Raw genomic sequence first — 17,876 nt, forward strand, 5'->3', positions numbered from 1 at the left:
CTTCATGCTGCATAGGCTCAATAAACATTATTCTCACTTCCTCATTCCCGATTGTATCATCGCTCGCCACGGTGATTACCCGGTAAATGAGGGTCCGCGTCTATATTCGCTCCTATGCGTCTACAAACTACTTCGAACAAGGAGGTGATTATGTTGGCTCGCGGAAACAACAATCAGCTCGTCGTTCCTCAAGCTCGCGCAGCTCGCGGCCTTTTCCGACGGGAAAAGGTTATAGAGCGCGAGGAGATTGGCGCCGAGTGAAGCAAGGAATATCTCGTACTCCACCCATTTGGATGATAGGGAAAAAGAAGTCGTCATCGGCCGCTTCGGCCTCATCCACGGCGGCGACGAGCGGACGCAGCGGGAGATCGCGAAGGAGCTGGGCATCTCGCGAAGCTATGTGTCACGCTTTGAGAAGCGGGCTCTGATGAAGCTGTATCATGAGTTTTATAAGGCGAAGAAGTGACAGCGAAGCGTCACCTTGAAGAAGGTGGCGCTTTTTTTTATGCTTTGCAAGCTAAACTGCTTTTGGATGAAGGAAGATGATACTCGTTACAATTTAACCGAAAAAGAGCAGACTCATTAAATATACCTACCGAGGCAGGGATAAGCGGCCATTTACGAGAGACAAGGTATTCGCCAGTGACATATTAGTCGCTGCGGAGATATTGAGATTTTAAGCTCAGTTGCCATATAATTTGTGTAGTGACAAGGAATAAAACGATTGCGTCTTTCGTAAATTATATATTGAATATATTGATTGAAATGTGGTGATTCGGATGAACTCATCGGAAAGAATACCTTTGTATCAGATGGTTCAAGAGTATTTACGCGACTTGATATCATCGCAAGCATTGAAGGTTGGAGACCGTATACCTACGGAAAAGGAACTCATGGAGCGTTTCGGAGTAAGCAAGATTACTGTCGTTAATGCCCTGTCCGGTTTGGTTAACGAAAGAATCATAACCAGGGTGCCCGGAAAGGGGACTTTCGTAAGCGTTTCTGAATATGAAATTCCGACGACATCTCCCAAAAGTGCCGTAAAGCATATCAATAATACTAGCGAAGAAATGCGGACGCGGATGATAGGCCTCATTATGCCCAGCATTTATGACTATTTTACCATTAGACTTATACAAGGTATTCAGCAAGCACTAAATGAGAACGATTACCGCTGCGTTATCTATTTATCGGAGGGCAACATTGATAAGGAAAAAGAGGCTATCAAGACATGTAGTAAAATCGGAGTGGAAGGGTTACTGATTTTCCCGGTTGACGAGGAATTATTCAACGAAGAAATATTAAGCATGAAGTTTGCCGGGTTTCCGTTCGTTCTCATCGACCGTTACCTTCCAGGGGTGGAAACACATTATATAGCATCAGACGGCAGGCTCGGCGTTAACATGGCTGTAAATTACCTGTGGGAGCTGGGGCATCGTGAAATCGCCATATGCTCCGATTCGCCCATACAAACCGTTACCGTTCAAGAGCGGATCGATGGATACATGAATGCCTTCAAGGAAAAGGGATCACTGATTAACCCTGCCCACATCGTAACCGGTTTTGAAATCGGAAGTCTTGAGCAAGCTGAAACACATCCACTGTACCGCTATATCCAAAATCGTATGGCAACGGCCTATATTACGCTTAATGGAAGTCTTGGAGTGAAAATCTATCAAATTGCGCGTCAAGCCGGATTGAAGGTGCCTGAAGACATATCCATCATCAGCTTTGACGATCCGACTTCAATAATCGAGGGATACAGCACTTTCACACATGTTAAACAGTTTGAACACGATATGGGCTACCGCGCGGCTTACACGCTGCTTGAGGTCATTAACAGTGATGACGGGCAACAAGGAAAATACTTTAAAACTCTAGTGGAGCCGGAATTGGTGATTGGCGAGACGACGGGAAAAAACGTTTTCTCCACTTCATGATATCAACACCCGCTTCTCCCTATATGTAACCTAATAACGAGTCCGACGCGCTTTCTATTCGAACCTGACAATGAAAGGGAGCTGTCGGACTCTTCTACTAGGTCAACTTCAATTTTCTCTCATGAAATCCCCCCATAATAAGCCCCCCAAATCAAATCCAGCAGAAGTCTTCAAACAATTCCGTATGTATATATTGAATATAATGGAAATACCGGGAGCCTCCCTTCCTCCTGGTCAACAGCCGCTTTCTTTCTCATTTAACCCCCAATTAGTTATTTAATGAAACCACCAGAACTCTTTCTTCGATCTGAAGGTTGCTTTTTATCCATATGAGGAAATAAAAATTAAGGAATTATTCCCACACCATATTGAATATATTTAAACCAGAGAATGTAACCGCTTGCAATTAAGGAGGGGGGAGACAGTCGCTTTATGCCTTACGAAAAAGTAAGACCGGAATCTTTGAAATCAATGTTAAGGCGCATGGAGAAGTCCATCTATGTTCCGCTTTCGGATTTAAACGTTACAGTCTGGGTAACGCCAGAGCCGGTTCAATACTGAGGTATTCAGGGGAAAAATTAGAACTTCTTGCCGGAGATCGTTGGGGGGAACTATGGGACTGTCGATGGTCCGACTGCGGGTTTGTTGATGCATTACAGGTTTGGCCAATCCAGACTGTTGCAGAAAGTCGTTCTTACCGCAGGAAGCAGAAGAATTGATTTCGTAACGGAATTAGATTGGAAGGAATCGAGTAAGATGCTCCGAACATCCTTCCCGGTGAATGTCCGTTCGGATCACGCCAATTGTGAGAAGCAGAAGTGAATAAGCGCGGGTATGAATTAAATGTTCCGCTTCGTACCGTCGAAACATCGAAAACGATCGGCATTGGCTCTTTTCCTAGGCTATCGGGAATCTTTCAGATGTCTGAAGCATGGCTTGCGGATTTATTGGAAGGGCGTATCCAACAGCTAGAAGACGTAGGAGGTGTTCGGAGAGTGGTACCAAAAGGTGTTGTTATCCCTGGATTTGAGCAATTAAAAAAGAACAGGAAACTAAATAAAATATGGAATTTCAGGCATATCTATTTATTTTTGCTTCCTGCCATCATATGGTTTCTGGTTTTTGCTTACTATCCGATGTACGGCATTATAATAGCGTTCAAAGATTTCAAATTCAATCTGGGGATATTGGGGAGTCCGTGGGAAGGCTTTAAATATTTCGAGCAGTTTTTAAACGATTCCAGTTTTTACGATGTACTCCGAAATACGTTATCCATTAGTGCCCTTAAACTTATTTTCGGATTTCCAGCTCCATTGATCCTAGCCTTAATGCTCAATGCTGTCATGCACAAAAAAATGAAAAGAGTGTTTCAAACGATTTCCTATCTGCCGCACTTCGTTTCGTGGGTCGTCGTCGTTACCTTACTTCAAAAAATCCTGTCTCCGAACGTAGGACTTATCAATGACATTCGGTACCAAATGGGTTTGGATCCTATCTTTTTTATGGGAAAGCCGGAATTATTCTATCCATTGGTAATCATTTCCGACATCTGGAAAGGTATAGGCTGGGGTTCGATCATTTATTTAGCCGCGTTAACTAATATCGATCCGCACTTGTATGAAGCTGCGGAAATCGACGGGGCAGGCCGCTGGAGCAAACTATTTAAGATCACGCTTCCATGCCTTATTCCAACGATAGGCATATTGCTTATATTCTCCCTCAGCGGAATACTGAACGCGGGTTTTGACCAAATCTGGCTGATGCAGTCCCCGGCAACATTAAGCGTCTCGGAGATATTGGACACTTATGTCTTAAAAACAGGCCTCCAACAGGGGCAATTGGCCTATTCCACGGCAATTGGTTTATTCAAGTCTGCGATCTCGCTGCTTCTCATTGTTGCTGTCAATCATATATCCAAACGCGTGAGCGACGTATCGTTATGGTAATAAGCCAGCACTGAGGATGAGGAGGTGAGTGTATGGGTGTAAGAAGGCTGACGCCAGCAGATAAAATGTATATGACGCTTAACTATTCGGTGCTGCTTTTATTCTGCGCTACGGCACTATATCCCTTTATCTATTTTCTAGCCCTTTCTTTCAATGACGGCTACGATGCGATGAAGGGTGGAATCTATTATTTTCCTAGAGTGTTTACATTAGAAAACTATGATAAAGCATTTAGCAACGAATTGATCCTAAATTCGTTTTATATTTCCATTGCCCGAACCCTTGTGGTAACGGTTGCCTCCGTATTTTTGACGGCCTTATTAGCCTACGCACTTTCGCGGAAAGGTTTGCCCGGAAGAAAATATATCGTCTTCTTCTTTTTCTTTACCACTTTGTTCAGCGGAGGACTTATTCCGACGTTTATCCTGTTCCGGCAATTACACATCCTGGATACGTTTTGGGTGTTGGTGTTGCCTTCCCTATATAGTTTTTTCAATGCAATTATTATGAAAACGTTCTTTGACGGGATTCCTGATGGTCTGTCGGAATCGGCCCGAATAGACGGAGCAAGCGAGTTGTCGGTATTTGCAAGAATCATACTGCCTCTTTCGATGCCGGTGCTTGCTACCATCGCTTTGTTTGTCGGGGTGGGAGTGTGGAATGACTGGTTTACAGGTCAGTTTTTCATACAGAATGAAAACCTGCAGCCTGCAGCTACGTTCCTTAACAAGATGATCAGCGAAGCGTCTTTCCAGTCGATGACATCGTCGTCGGGAAATAGCGGATCTGCTATTCAAAACATGACCGAGACTCAGATGGAGCTGCGAGGAGTAACTCCGGAAGCCTTGAGGATGACTTTCGTCATTATTATAACGACCCCGATCATCTGCGTGTATCCATTTCTTCAGAAATATTTTGTAAAAGGCGTATTGGTAGGTTCTCTTAAGGAGTAGTTGGTATAAAAGGCTATGTCTTTTATATAAAAACTTCCAATGGAAGGGGATTGCAGTATGAGGAAGAACAGGCGTAGGGGTGTTTTTGGCATGACACTAATCGCTTTACTGCTTTTAGTGACAATGACGGCATGCATGGGATCAGGCAAAGAAGAGAATGCAGGCACGGTTGACACGGATCCGAATGAGTCAGGCACTGAAGAAATGAAGCCGGTAACCTTGACTTTTCTAAGTGCTTGGAACGGTGGCGGAGCCAGTTTCCCGCAGGACCAGAAGAATAATCCCGTAGCCCAAAAAATTAGGGAGAAAACCGGGGTAACGTTAAACCTGGAATCCATCACGACAAGCGAAGTAGAAAAACTAAATACCATATTTGCTTCCGGTACGGTTCCGGATATTGTTAACGCGCCTTTCTGGTCTACTACAGGAGGAGAAGGTCAAGTCATCAAGAAGGCGGCGATGGAAGGACAGCTTCTGGATTTAACCCCTTATCTCGATAAATACCCGAATATTAAAAGACTTGTGACTACCGGGATTGCGAAGGATTTTGCCGAGTTCGATCTCAATAGTCCCGAATTTGAAGGCAAAGCTTATCTCATTCCTACGGAGACACCGGATGGAACCCCTGAAAGCATTCATAATTGGAATTACGGCCTTTTTGCCAGGGGAGATATCCTGAAAGCTTTAAATGTAAAAGCGGAGGATATCGATACGCAAGAAGAACTATATGATCTATTGGTCAAAATAAAAAATGGCGGTTTCAAGGATATTGGCGGGAAGCCGGTCATCCCGGCCGGAACCATGTGGAATGGATGGGATTACGGCCAATTCCTTGCCGGGTGGACGGATTACACGATTTCGGACTTCCGTGAAGTGGATGGAAAACTGATCCACTGGACGCAATCCAAGGATCATGAAGCCAGGTTGTTATACATGAGAAAGTTGTTAACGGAAGGATTGTTTGATCTTGAAGCCTTCAACAATACGAGTACGACAGCGAATGAAAAGCTTACTACCGGCAAGCTTGCCGTATTCGGAGCCCAACCTATGTTAGCTGATTTGCAAAAAACGCTTTATAAGACGAATCCGGAAATGCAATATGAACTACTGGGACCGATGAAGAATAAGAGCGGAGACATTCGAACGCAAGTGGAAAAACCCGGCCGTTCCGGTTTCCCTGCCCTTTTCTTAAGCGCTGACATCAAAGATCCCGATGCGGCATTGCGGTACATTGATTATGTCAACAGCGAAGAAGGCCGATTGCTTGCGTATTTCGGGATCGAAGGAACGCACTACACCATGGAAAACGGGCTACCCCAATGGAATCCTGATGTGAAAAAACAATTCGATGAAAACCCGGATCTGAAAAGAGACGCAGGGCTCAATTATCTTCCAGGAAGGTTCATAGGGGCATTCTCCTCTGAAGTTACTTGGCCTACGCCCGAAGATCAAAAAACGGAGTGGCAAAAATTGGAGGAGAGTTTCTCGGCAAAAATGCCTATCAAAATCATAGACAAAGTAAGCGCCAGCTACCTTGCAAGAGATTGGCCTCAATATCAGGGATTTAGAGATAAAACCAGCAGTTTGAATTTCGATGAGGAATTTAAGAAAGCATTTTTTGCGGCGTCAGATGAAGAAGCTCTAAATATTCTTCATAGTGTTCAAGAAAAATTTAGAGCTGCCGGCGTGGAAGAAATGTCAGAGTTCGTGGCTCAAAAAGCTGCAGAAAGAGATGATGTAGGGTTCTAATGCAGGAAGTTAATCCTCATGGGATGGTGTCACAGCCATCCCAAATAACTTTATAAGGTAGGGGACAACGCATGTTAAACCCGATCGTTTCGGCAGGCGCATTCACTGAACTCGATAAGTTTATTTTCGAATCGTGGGGTTACTTTAGGCCTGATGCGCCATTCGGAGCAAATGATACGCCACCTCCCTTTGAAGAAAACTGAATCATAGTAAAAATAAATGATTACGGAGGGGAATCGCATGTTGAACGTTGCGATGTTAAGTAAATGGCATGTTCATGCAGATGATTACGCAAGAAGGTTACAATTTCATGGTAGCGTTAAGCTCACGGCAGTCTGGGACGAACAGCCTGAACGCGGAAGAGAATGGGCTGCCCAATTGGGAACGGATTTTGAAGCGGATTTGGAAACTCTTTTACAACGGGAAGACATCGATGGAGTCGTGGTTGATGCCCCTACAAGCATGCACGCAGATATAATGGTAGCTGCCGCTGAGGCCGGAAAACACATCTTTACCGAGAAAGCCATGGCTCTTACCGCCCAAGAATGCGACCGGATTTCTGCTGCGGTACGGAAAGCAGGCGTCAAGTTCTGCATTTCATTTCCCGCTCGCACAAGGCCGCACCAATTGTTCGCTAAGCAACTGATAGACGACCAAGTATTAGGGGACATTACGGTTCTGCGCATTCGTAACGGCCACGACGGTGCTTTGAATAATTGGCTCCCAGAGTACTGGTATGATGAGAAGCAAACAGGGGGCGGAGCCATGATGGATTTGGGCTGTCATCCGATGTACATCGCCAGTTGGCTGCTCGGTAAGCCCAAAAGAATCACATCCATGTTTCATTATTTCACCAATCGTGCAGTGGAAGATAATGCGCAGTGCTCAATTGAGTTCGTAAACAACGCGGTCGCACTGGTCGAAACAAGCCTTGTTACGTACAAAACACCTTCTGCCCTTGAGATTTACGGTACGGAGGGCACCTTGATGATCTCAGATGATACAGTTAGAGTCATTTCGAAGAAGCTCGATTTACCTTTTTCCGGATGGATTTCCCCCAATCAACTCCCTAAAGAGCAGCCGCTCCCGATCATCCAATGGGCAGATGCATTGCTTCATGACAAGCCGATGCCCTTCGGACTGGAAGAGGGGACGAAATTGACGGAGCTATTGGAAGCGGCATACATCGCTCATAGGGAAAACCGAACGGTAGAGTTCAAATAACGCGGGGGAGGGAATTCTATGAGAACCGTGAAAGTAGGGATCATCGGTTGCGGAATGATTGCGAACGGCAAACATATGCCTTGTTTGTCCAAGTTAGATCATGTACAGATGGTGGCCTTCTGCGACTTGTTGCCGGAAAAAGCCGAGGAAGCCGCCAAAAAATACGGCACGCAAGGCGCAAAGGTGTTTGCGAATTACAAGGATCTGCTTGCCATGGAAGATATTGAGGTCGTACATGTGCTAACACCGAACAGCTCTCACGCGACTATTTCAATTGATGCTCTCGAAAGCGGCAAACACGTCATGTGCGAAAAACCAATGGCCGTCACGGGTGCGGAGGCCAAAGCGATGTACGAAGCCCACTTGCGAACAGGCAAGAAGCTAACCGTCGGGTACCAGAATCGTTCCAACGCCAAAAGCCAACTTTTAAAAAAGATGATCGCCGATGGGGAACTTGGAGATATCTATTTTGCAAAAGCTGTCGCTACCCGAAGAAGAGGCGTACCTACATGGGGCGTGTTTCTGGATAAAGAGAAACAGGGGGGCGGTCCCATGATCGATATTGGAACCCACTCCCTTGATCTGATCCTTTGGTTGATGGATAACTATGAACCCGAGAGTGTAGTCGGCAGCGTCTTCCATAAACTGAAGCATACCGAAAATGCCGCGAACGAATGGGGAGCCTGGGATCCAAACGAATTCGAGGTAGAAGATTCGGCGTTCGGGTATGTGAAATTTAAAAATGGAGCCACGGTCATCATTGAAACCAGTTGGGCTCTTAATATTGCGGAAGGCGGCGGCAACCTGCTTTGCGGAACGAAGGGAGGAGCGGATTTTGCTAAAAATGAACTGCGGATCAATGGCGAGAGGGACGGGAGCTTGTTCCTGAATAAAATCGATGTGAATCCGAATGCAAGAGAACTATTCAGGGAAGAAGAAATGACCGATTTCGAGTATGAAGCCAAACAATGGATTCACAGTATCGTGAACGATACCGAACCCTTGGTTAAACCGAGGGAAGCAATGATTGTTTCGCAAATATTAGAAGCGGTGTATATATCCGCAGATACAGGAAAAATCGTTTATTTTGATAAGGAATAAGGACGTGAAATAACGTTACCGTGGTTATTTCCCCTCATGGCAGACAGTGAAATAAGTGTCCATGGTATTCATGGATTCAACGCTGTTGACTTGAGGGGATTTTTCTATGATTCATTTGGTTCCTGATACGAACGGGCAGTTTAACGCAATACATTTAATGACAACGGCGGCAATCTAAGACTTTGATATTTCCAAGTCTTGATCCGCCGTTGTTTGATTTTTCGTCCAGTCTAACACTTACGTCAAATCCTAAGGTGCAATGGGTCATGGCCCAATTCATATAACCTTAACGTTTTACTTGCAAATTCCTTTTATTTTGTTGCATTTGATAGTAACGAAATGTTATTATCAATTCATTACTAAGATTCGTTTTGTATCACTGGGGGGCTGTATGTGGTTCTTGCGGCAAAAGGAAACCTCGCGGGCATAGACGATTATCGGCCAACCATTCGCCATGGATAGAATAAAGAATCTAAGAATGAGGGAGGCAAGGACATTGGATTTGTTGGATTGCGATGGACTTACAGAACGCGAATTTTTGGAGCATTACCGGGCCGGGGATTACGAGCGCCCTTCTGTGGCTGCAGACATGGTCATTTTCACGGTAACGAACACGGAGGCTGACAGTTACCGCAAACTTCCGGAAAAAGAGCTGCGAATACTCCTCATTCGCCGGGGAGGGCACCCGTTCCTGGGCAAATGGGCACTTCCGGGCGGCTTTATCCGATCGGGCGAGACGACGGAGCAGGCCGCGGCAAGAGAGCTGTGCGAGGAAACTGGTGTGGCTGAAGTTTATTTGGAGCAGCTGTACACCTTCAGCGATATTGGGCGGGACCCCCGCACCTGGGTGATGAGCTGCAGCTATATGGCCTTGATCAACAGCGATCAGATACAGCTGAAAGCAGGGGATGACGCTTCCGACGCTGCCTGGTTCAAGGTAACCTATCGGCTTCTTCGGGAGCGGAAAGAGCTTAACGAGGAAGGATATGTAAAAACGCTTGAATACGAGCTCAAGCTAAGTAGTAAAGAAGAAGAGCTTACTGCAGTTGTGGATCGGACGGTGACGGCAAAGCTGAGCTTTACATCAACCGAATACTCCATCGTATCTAATAACGGATTGGCTTTCGATCATGCCAAAATTATAGCCTGCGCCATTGAGCGACTAAGGGGAAAAGTGAACTATACCGATATTGCGCTGCATCTAATGCCGCGGCTTTTTACCTTGACAGAGCTGCAACAGGTTTACGAAGTGATTTTGGATAAAGAACTTTTGAAGGCCGCTTTTCGGCGTAAAGTAGCTGAACTCGTGGAGGAGACCGATCATTACACTGAAAATGCGGGACACCGTCCTTCACGCTTGTATCGGAGAAATATGGAGGAATATCGATGATATACAATATCGAGGATTTAAGAAAAGCATATAACGCGGGCCAATCGTTCAAATTTGTGTTCTTTTGGGGCCACACACCTCCAAAGGATGATAGCATAGATAAAAGCTGCTTCAGCCAATGGTGGATGAGTCCGTTCGAGGTTGAGGGGACTGAGTATTCTTGTGCTGAGCAATTTATGATGTCCGAAAAGGCAAGGTTGTTCGGAGATGACGAAATGCTGGACGCGATCCTTAAAGCAAAGCATCCAAAGGAGATGAAAGGTTACGGGCGTGGGGTTAGAAACTTCGACAAGGACACTTGGGACAACGAATGTTATGACATTGTCAAAAGAGGAAGTTTTGCTAAATTTTTGCAGAGTCCGAAGCTTGGCGACTATCTCAAGTCGACGAAAAACCGGATTATCGTAGAAAGCAGCCCGCGGGATTGCATTTGGGGGATCGGCATGAGCCAATCCAATCCGGACGTGGAGAATCCCGTAAAATGGCGTGGCAGGAACTTGCTAGGATTCGCGCTGACAGAAGTGCGAGACGTATTGCTGCGGAAGTAAACTTTAGTCAGGCGGTTAATATTGGAAAATTGGAGGAGAGAGGATATGAATCAAAAAGTAATTGCCGAGGAAACCTTGCGGTTACAAAGGCAGGGCTATTATGAATATAATGGGAACCGGGTTGAATTCGCCACTGCGCAAAAGCTCTCAGAGGAGAATAGCGAGTTGATTACTCCGGAACAGGGAAAGGTATTGGTTAAAGGAACTGCCGGATTGTTAGGGCTACCGCAAACCGCCGCCTGTTCCGTTGCCAACGAGGCCACAGTGAAGACGATTTTGGATTTTGCGGAGGTAAGAAAAAAGCGCATCGGCGTGCTAAACTTCGCCAGCGCCAAAAATCCTGGAGGAGGGTTTTTAAACGGGGCGATGGCTCAGGAAGAAAGCCTAGCGGCATCCAGTGGATTATATGAAACGCAACTGCGTAATGAAAGCTATTATAAAGCGAATCGGGCTTGCGGATCGATGATGTATACGGATTACGCAATCTATTCGCCCGACGTGGTGTTTTTCCGTAACCAGCAGTTCGAACTTTTAGAGCGACCGGTGACTGCTTCCGTTTTGACACTACCCGCCGTGAACTATGGGCAAGTTCTGCTTAAGGGAGAGGACCCTCAGGAGGCGGAAAGATTGATGAAAGACCGGATGCGACTGACCCTAGCGATATTCGCCAAAAAAGGCGATATGAATCTCATCTTGGGTGCATATGGCTGTGGAGTATTCCGGAACGATCCGGTGAAGGTGGCCAGATGGTGGCGGGAACTTTTGGTGGATGAAGGCTTTGGATTCTTGTTTTCGGAAATCCGCTTTGCGGTATTGGACAATTCCAAAGATGGTAAGTGCATTCGTGCCTTTGTAAAAGAACTTAATATTTGATCGACTGTCTTTACAAGCAGGTCGCTTTTATGTTATTCAATTTATCAGTCCCTAGCAGCTCCTAGACGATTATGTTAAATTTTCCAACCAGGCAGCAAGCGCCTTGCCAATATCATGGGCGAATCTTCCTGGGGATAATGAGGTCCACGGACGATGATCTCCGTTTGCATTGGCCAAGTACGGCAGAACTCAACATGAGATATCGGCATAGTGCCGGGATCGCAGTTGACGAAGAGTTTCGGGAACGAGCTCTGTGCTAGCCACTCCCCATACGTGTTAACAATGTCCGTCACATCAGCCGGATCTTCATCAAACGGAAGTTGTCGCGGCCAGGTCAACGTCAGGCGGCGTCCCTCGCCGGGCAACGAGAATGGCCGACGATATTCCGTCATCTCTTCCTCCGTCAACTTACGCAGAATGCCGATTGGAAGGTTAGTCTCGATGAAAGAGTTGTGTTCTAATACCATCTGCTCGCCTTCCTTTGATCGTAAAGCCTGGAAAATTTTCCTTCCCCGTTCCGGGAGCTCGCTCCAACTGCGAGGTTTTATGATTCCCTCCATGTAGGCGATTCCTTTAACGGCATCCGGAGGGCGGCACGCCCAATCAAATCCCAGAGCCGACCCCCAGTCGTGCACCACAAAGGTAACCTTTTCGCAAATGCCAAGTTGATCCAGAAGGGCATCGAGCTAGCGGCGATTTTCTACAAAGGTGTAAGAGTCGGGACCGCTATGGGGAATTTTCTCGGAATCGCCCATACCTATGAGGTCAGGAGCGATGCAACGACCGAAATCTTGAGTATAAGGAAGAATTTCACGCCAGAGATAAGTGGAAGTTTCCCGTCCCTAGCTGCCGCTTTTTCTATGTCGTTTTGAGTTGCAACTTATTTTCATTTCAATCAAACCGATCTTTCCTCCTCAGCGTTATCTCTACAGCACCCATTCGCGCTGACGTTGACATCCGCGAAGTTCTAAGCTTATCACAACCGAATTCCTTCTAAAATGCGCTGAGCCGCCATGCAGAGCTCCACTTGTCGGAAGCCGAGTCCTTGGACGTTCTTCAGAGGGCCGCTTATTGTGGAGTGCACCCAATCGGGAAAGGGATGGACGGCGTATTTATTAATTCCCTTGGCCGAGGCTAGCGCCTCCGCCAAACGGACGATAAAGGTGATGGAGGAGGCGCTAGCCTCGAGGCGCATGCTGCCTGACAGCCTTGGCACGATGACCCTGCCCCACAGCTCCCGGGCAGGAATACCGCTCGCGCCGAGCATACGGCCGAGCGCAAGCAGCTTGGCATCGGGGAGTGAAGCCAGCATCTCGTCGCACGTCTCCTCGGTTAAGCCGCCTATATCAATGCAGTAAGTGCGGCCTTGCAAGCCCCTCAGCTGTCGGAGCGCGTCATAATACCCTATGCTCATGCTGCGGCGTATCGCTTCGGGGTTAAAGCTCATCATACCGCCCAGCGGCTCGGAAGGCGAGATCGTCGTAATCGTGAGGCCAGGATAGCGGATTTTGCGCGTCACGCCGAGCCCGAACGTTCGGACTGCGACGATACTCGTATATCCTTTGCGAGCGATCATGTTGATTGGGCAATTGTCGTACAGCCCGCCGTCGATAAAAGCTTTATCGTCGATGAACGTCGTCTGAAATCCGGGAAAAGCGGCGCTGGCCATCAAATAGTCCAATACACGCCCCTGCGGAATATCCTCCTTGTAAAGCTCGAGCGGCGCCCGATCGCTCAAGGAGACCGTCACCAGGCCGAAGTCCGCGGCGGCAGCCCGCAGCCGGCTTTCGTCGATGAGGGATTCGATCAACCGGCGCATTTTTCGCGTGTCCATGCCCCTGTCCGCGATTAGCCTCTTGGTACGCGCGGCCAAGTGTCGTAAGGCGGCCGTATCGAGCTTTCGCCGCATCAGCAAGCGGTATTCTTCGTCGCTCATGTCGAAGATCGATCGGGCGTCTAGCCGCTCCCAGACCTGATACCCGATCTCGAAATCCCCTTGCGCGATGACGGCTCCGTTCAGAGCGCCGATTGAGGTGCCGGCTATGGCGTCGAAGGTTTGGCCGGCCTCCCGGTAAGCTTTCGCCACTCCCATATGGTAAGCGCCCTTGGCGCCGCCCCCTTCAAGCGCAAGCGCCAGCTTGCCTGTGTTCGTTGCTATCACGACTTCCGAACCTCCTTCATTACTCGCTTGGACATTTAAAACTTTAAAGTAGAGCCTATATTCCGAAAAGGAAAGTTAAGTATATTATAACGCGCAGTCTATCCAGGCGTACAATATCGCAACGCTAAACAACATGTTATTTTCGAAGCAGGAGAAGAATGGAAGCGCGCCAACTGGGATGCAGTGTAAGGTATGGTTAATGATGTACCTGGTCAGCCGTGAAGACACTTATATTCGTAGTCGCCGATGTACTCCCCGAGCAGGAAGTGGTGGCCCGCGTAATTGGTACGATTGGACTCATCAAGGCGATCGAAAGCTTTCAAACTGGAAAAGGCACGAAGCTGGCCACTTTCGCTGCGCGCTGCATCGAAAACGAAATATTTATGCATTTAAGATCGCTTAAGAAAACGCGCAAGGACGTGTCGCTGCACGACCCGATCGGTACGGACAAGGAAGGCAATGAAATTACGCTCATCGACATTCCCGCTACGGAAGCCGATGATGTGGGCGGATAAAGTGCAATTGAAGATCGAGAAGTCGAAAATATACAAAAACCTCTTAATTTCTTCATAAGCATGTTGAAAACGGCCGGCTCCGGCCGTTTTTTGTTGTTCCCGGGAGGAGGGACAACGGTTAACCGATTCCTGCTACAATGGGAGGTAGGATTTTGCGCGTTAGGGATCATCATCGAATTTCCCCCCCGAACGAGTTGTTTTCCCCCGCTCTCATAAATCGACATGAGCGATATGATAAAGATGTACCAAGCAAACAGAACAAGAGGGGATGAACGGCAGATGAAAAAAGGACTTAAAAGATCGTTGACGCTTCTGGCAGCCGTGACGCTGGCGTTCGGCATTGCGGGATGCGCGGGCGGCAATAACGGCGGCAGCGCAAACACGGGGAATGAGCCTGCGGCAGGCACAGCGACCGAGATGAAAGGGAACGGCGAGAAAACGAAGCTGGTGTACTGGACCTATCAACGCCATGACGCCGAGTACATCAAGGCGAAGATCGACGAGTTCAACGCAACGAATGAAGACAACATCGAAGTGGAAATGACGATGATGGCGGAGAACTATCCGCAATCGCTGGATTTGGCTTTCACAAGCGGTCAAGCTCCGGATGTGTTCGCGACGCAAAGACCCGATGAGTTCTACGCGAAGGGTTATTTCGAACCGCTAAATGATTACATGACGGACGAGATGAAGACGAATTATGAGGGCTTCATTTTGGAAGGCGGGAACCAGTTCGAGAACAATATTATCTCGCTGCCTAACGTCGGCAACACAATCCGTCTTGTCTATAATGTTGATATTTTCGAGAGAGCAGGACTACAGCCTCCGAAATCGCTGGACGAGATGGTCGCAGCCGCGAAGAAGATCACGGAAATTGGCAAAGCAGAAGGAATCTACGGCTGGTCGCTGCCTTATAAGAGCCCTTCCAGCGCTCTGAGCCGATCAGCGGACAAAATAGCGGAAATGAACGGCTTCCATCGCTCTGGCTTCGACTTCAAAACGGCAAAATATGATTTCTCCGGTTGGAAACCGATTATCGAAGCTTTCCATCAAATGAGCGCGAACGGCAGCGTGTTGCCAGGGTCGGAAGCGCTGGATATGGACCCGATGCGCGCGCAATTCGCCGAAGGCAAAATCGGCATGTACATCTCCTATTCAACGGAGCCGGGCGTGTATCATACGCAATTCCCTCCAAAAATTCGCTGGGATGCTACCTTGGTTCCTACTATAGACGGGGGAGAGCCGCAAGGCGCCGTCGATCCTGCCGCCATTTCGTGGCTGTCCATGAGCAGCGAGTCCAAGAACAAGGAAGCGGCGTGGAAGTTTATGTCTTATATGTATCAAGACGAAACTCTCCGCGGCTACCACGAAGCCGGATTAGGTATAGCCGTATTGCCGCATGTGCTCGAAGGAGCCAAAGAGCCTTATGTACCTGGCATCAAAAATTTCCTGCCTACGAAATACGACGCCGCTTGGCCGATTGCACCTACGGGCATTACGCCGGAAGGAAAAACATGGCATGAAGAATTCGTGAAGTACATTTTGGTCGGCGGAGATTTGGATCAAGTGATCAGCGACCTGAATGCCAGCTATAACACAGCGCTCGACAAAGCCGTTGCCGACGGCAAAGTGAAAGTAACAGCTGATCCAAGCTTCGATCCGAAAGCTTTGCAAAAATAAGACGGATCAATACCGCATCCGGAGGCTGCCATGATACAAAAATGGAAGAACCATGCGGAAGCCTATCTATTCGTGACTCCGAGTGTAATCTTAACGGTTACACTCGGAATTTACCCGATATTATGGGCTTTGCGCTACATGTTTTACGACTACAAAGGATATGGCGAAGCAAAGTTCTCAGGGCACTATAACTTCAAGCGGCTGTTCCGCGACGAATATTTATGGGACGCGATCTGGAATACGTTCGTATTTGCATCTGGCAAAATGATCTTGACTCTTCCCGTCGCATTGCTACTGGCGGTTCTGTTAAACGGCAAGCTGAGAGGAAAGAATTTTCTGCGCGGCATCTACTTCATGCCGACCATCTTCAGCACGGCGGTTATGGCCGTCGTATTTTATCTCATCTTCAATTCCTATAACGGATTGTTAAATCAAATTTTGAACATGATCGGAGTGCCCGCGGTCGAGTGGTTGAATATGCAGAATGCGATGTTAACCTGTATCATCATCGCGGCTTGGGGCGGTATCGGCAATTACATGCTGCTTTTCCTCGCCGGACTTCAAGGCATACCGAAGGACGTATACGAAAGCGCCGAGCTCGACGGCGCAACCGGAGCTAGAAGGTTCTGGTCGATTACCGTGCCTATGCTCGGCCCGGTTCTGAACATCGTTATGATGCTGGCGATTATGAGCGCCCTCGAAAGCTATGAAGCCATTATGGTTCTGACGGGCGGAGGACCTTCCGGAGCGACGGAGGTTATGCATCTCTATCTCTACAAATTGTTATTCCCTGTATCGACAGGCGAAACGATGTCGCAGGACATCGGTTACGGATCCGCCGTCGCCATGCTGCTCGCATTGATCGTAGGCGCGATTACTGGTCTTTACTTGTATTTATCCAGAAAGCTTAACGATATTTATTCCTGATTGTAGGCATAAGGAGGAGAATTCATGACGCGCATATCAGGGAGGGTTCTGATCTGGACGTTCTTGCTCATTACAACCGCGCTTCTGATGCTTCCCGTTGCGCTCGCCATGCTCGGTTCGTTCAAGACGAACCAGGAGCTGAACGCAGGCTCGGCCCTTCTGCCGCAAGTGTGGCAGCTCGAGAATTATATCTATACGTGGAAAGAAGCGAAGTTTTCCCTTTATGTATGGAACAGCATCATCTATAGCGTCGGAGCGACCATGGCGACGGTGATCGTTTGCTCTTTGGCCGCATACGCGGTTGCTCGCAGGACGTTTCCTGGACGGAAGCTGCTGCTCGGGGTATATTCGGCCATGATGTTCATTCATATGGGGGTTCTGACGCTAAAGCCCGCTTATCAAATTATGGTGACGCTAGGTCTTCACAAGTCGGTGCTCGGACTCATCATTATGATGACCGGCGCGGGCGGCACAACGTTTTTTATCTTGTTCGCTTTCATTCGAAGCATCTCTAAAGAGCTGGATGAAGCGGCCATGATCGACGGAGCAGGCTCCTTCTATATTTTCTCGCGGGTCATTATGCCGCTCTGTACGCCGGCACTCGGAGTCGTAGGCCTATTCGCTTTCCGCGGAGCCTGGAACAACTACATTTTGCCGCTAGTCTTCACGATGTCGCAGCCGCATCTTCAGCCGATTACGGTCGGACTCACCAACATTCGCTACGGGTTCGGAGGAGCGGTGCAAAGCCATCTGATGCTGACAGGAGCTTGTATCTCCATGATTCCGATGCTGATCATATATATTCTGGCGAATAAGTCGTTTGTTCAGATGAATGTCGGCGCCGTCAAGGGTTGATGGGTCTTGTCCCG

15 protein-coding genes and 2 pseudogenes are annotated in these 17,876 nt (G+C 47.9%); 15 read left to right on the plus strand and 2 right to left on the minus strand.

Annotated elements, in window-relative coordinates:
• Positions 1–289 precede the first annotated feature (289 nt).
• The 11 genes and pseudogenes from J2T14_RS17910 to J2T14_RS17960 all read left to right on the plus strand — a co-directional run.
• A pseudogene (locus J2T14_RS17910) lies at positions 290–466 on the plus strand (sigma factor-like helix-turn-helix DNA-binding protein); the annotation flags it as partial.
• A 313-nt stretch (positions 467–779) separates the two neighbouring features.
• Positions 780–1,940, plus strand: a complete 1,161-nt coding sequence (locus J2T14_RS17915; RefSeq protein ID WP_307199871.1) for a GntR family transcriptional regulator — start codon at positions 780–782, stop codon at positions 1,938–1,940.
• A 588-nt stretch (positions 1,941–2,528) separates the two neighbouring features.
• Complete coding sequence (locus J2T14_RS17920; protein WP_373458165.1) at positions 2,529–2,762, plus strand: glycoside hydrolase family 38 C-terminal domain-containing protein; 234 nt, start codon at positions 2,529–2,531, stop codon at positions 2,760–2,762.
• Complete coding sequence (locus J2T14_RS17925; RefSeq protein WP_307472878.1) at positions 2,759–3,886, plus strand: ABC transporter permease; 1,128 nt, start codon at positions 2,759–2,761, stop codon at positions 3,884–3,886. The genes J2T14_RS17920 and J2T14_RS17925 overlap by 4 nt, the downstream gene beginning before the upstream one ends.
• A 32-nt stretch (positions 3,887–3,918) precedes the next feature.
• Positions 3,919–4,839 carry a carbohydrate ABC transporter permease gene (locus tag J2T14_RS17930; protein ID WP_307472880.1) on the plus strand — a complete coding sequence of 307 codons (921 nt, stop codon included), beginning with the start codon at positions 3,919–3,921 and terminating at the stop codon, positions 4,837–4,839.
• Between the two features lie 90 nt (positions 4,840–4,929).
• Positions 4,930–6,588, plus strand: coding sequence for an extracellular solute-binding protein (locus tag J2T14_RS17935; protein WP_307472881.1), 1,659 nt, complete (start codon positions 4,930–4,932; stop codon positions 6,586–6,588).
• A 240-nt stretch (positions 6,589–6,828) separates the two neighbouring features.
• Positions 6,829–7,812: a Gfo/Idh/MocA family protein gene (locus J2T14_RS17940; RefSeq protein WP_307199861.1), complete on the plus strand. Its 984-nt coding sequence runs from the start codon at positions 6,829–6,831 to the stop codon at positions 7,810–7,812.
• 18 nt (positions 7,813–7,830) lie between these two features.
• Positions 7,831–8,913, plus strand: coding sequence for a Gfo/Idh/MocA family protein (locus tag J2T14_RS17945; RefSeq protein ID WP_307472884.1), 1,083 nt, complete (start codon positions 7,831–7,833; stop codon positions 8,911–8,913).
• Between the two features lie 496 nt (positions 8,914–9,409).
• Complete coding sequence (locus J2T14_RS17950; RefSeq protein ID WP_307472886.1) at positions 9,410–10,303, plus strand: NUDIX hydrolase; 894 nt, start codon at positions 9,410–9,412, stop codon at positions 10,301–10,303.
• Positions 10,300–10,851 carry an NADAR family protein gene (locus J2T14_RS17955; RefSeq protein WP_307472888.1) on the plus strand — a complete coding sequence of 184 codons (552 nt, stop codon included), beginning with the start codon at positions 10,300–10,302 and terminating at the stop codon, positions 10,849–10,851. The genes J2T14_RS17950 and J2T14_RS17955 overlap by 4 nt, the downstream gene beginning before the upstream one ends.
• Before the next feature lie 45 nt (positions 10,852–10,896).
• A complete protein-coding gene (locus J2T14_RS17960) occupies positions 10,897–11,724 on the plus strand; it encodes a TIGR02452 family protein (protein ID WP_307472890.1) in 828 nt (275 codons plus the stop codon).
• 74 nt (positions 11,725–11,798) lie between these two features.
• Here J2T14_RS17960 and J2T14_RS17965 read toward each other — a convergent pair whose 3' ends face one another.
• Both J2T14_RS17965 and J2T14_RS17970 read right to left on the minus strand, forming a co-directional pair.
• On the minus strand, positions 11,799–12,362 hold the full coding sequence (locus J2T14_RS17965; protein WP_307472892.1) for a hypothetical protein: 564 nt from the start codon (positions 12,360–12,362) through the stop codon (positions 11,799–11,801).
• Between the two features lie 338 nt (positions 12,363–12,700).
• A complete protein-coding gene (locus tag J2T14_RS17970) occupies positions 12,701–13,885 on the minus strand; it encodes a patatin-like phospholipase family protein (protein ID WP_307472894.1) in 1,185 nt (394 codons plus the stop codon).
• A 281-nt stretch (positions 13,886–14,166) separates the two neighbouring features.
• Here J2T14_RS17970 and J2T14_RS17975 point away from each other — a divergent pair.
• The 4 genes and pseudogenes from J2T14_RS17975 to J2T14_RS17990 all read left to right on the plus strand — a co-directional run.
• Positions 14,167–14,443 (plus strand): annotated as a pseudogene (locus J2T14_RS17975) (sigma factor); the annotation flags it as partial.
• 236 nt (positions 14,444–14,679) lie between these two features.
• Positions 14,680–16,080: an ABC transporter substrate-binding protein gene (locus tag J2T14_RS17980; protein WP_307472896.1), complete on the plus strand. Its 1,401-nt coding sequence runs from the start codon at positions 14,680–14,682 to the stop codon at positions 16,078–16,080.
• A gap of 30 nt (positions 16,081–16,110) precedes the next feature.
• Positions 16,111–17,007 carry a carbohydrate ABC transporter permease gene (locus J2T14_RS17985; protein WP_307472898.1) on the plus strand — a complete coding sequence of 299 codons (897 nt, stop codon included), beginning with the start codon at positions 16,111–16,113 and terminating at the stop codon, positions 17,005–17,007.
• Between the two features lie 24 nt (positions 17,008–17,031).
• Positions 17,032–17,862, plus strand: coding sequence for a carbohydrate ABC transporter permease (locus tag J2T14_RS17990; RefSeq protein ID WP_307472900.1), 831 nt, complete (start codon positions 17,032–17,034; stop codon positions 17,860–17,862).
• Positions 17,863–17,876: the final 14 nt, after the last annotated feature.

It is taken from the genome of Paenibacillus harenae, from assembly GCF_030812415.1.
Lineage (GTDB): Bacteria > Bacillota > Bacilli > Paenibacillales > Paenibacillaceae > Pristimantibacillus > Pristimantibacillus harenae_A.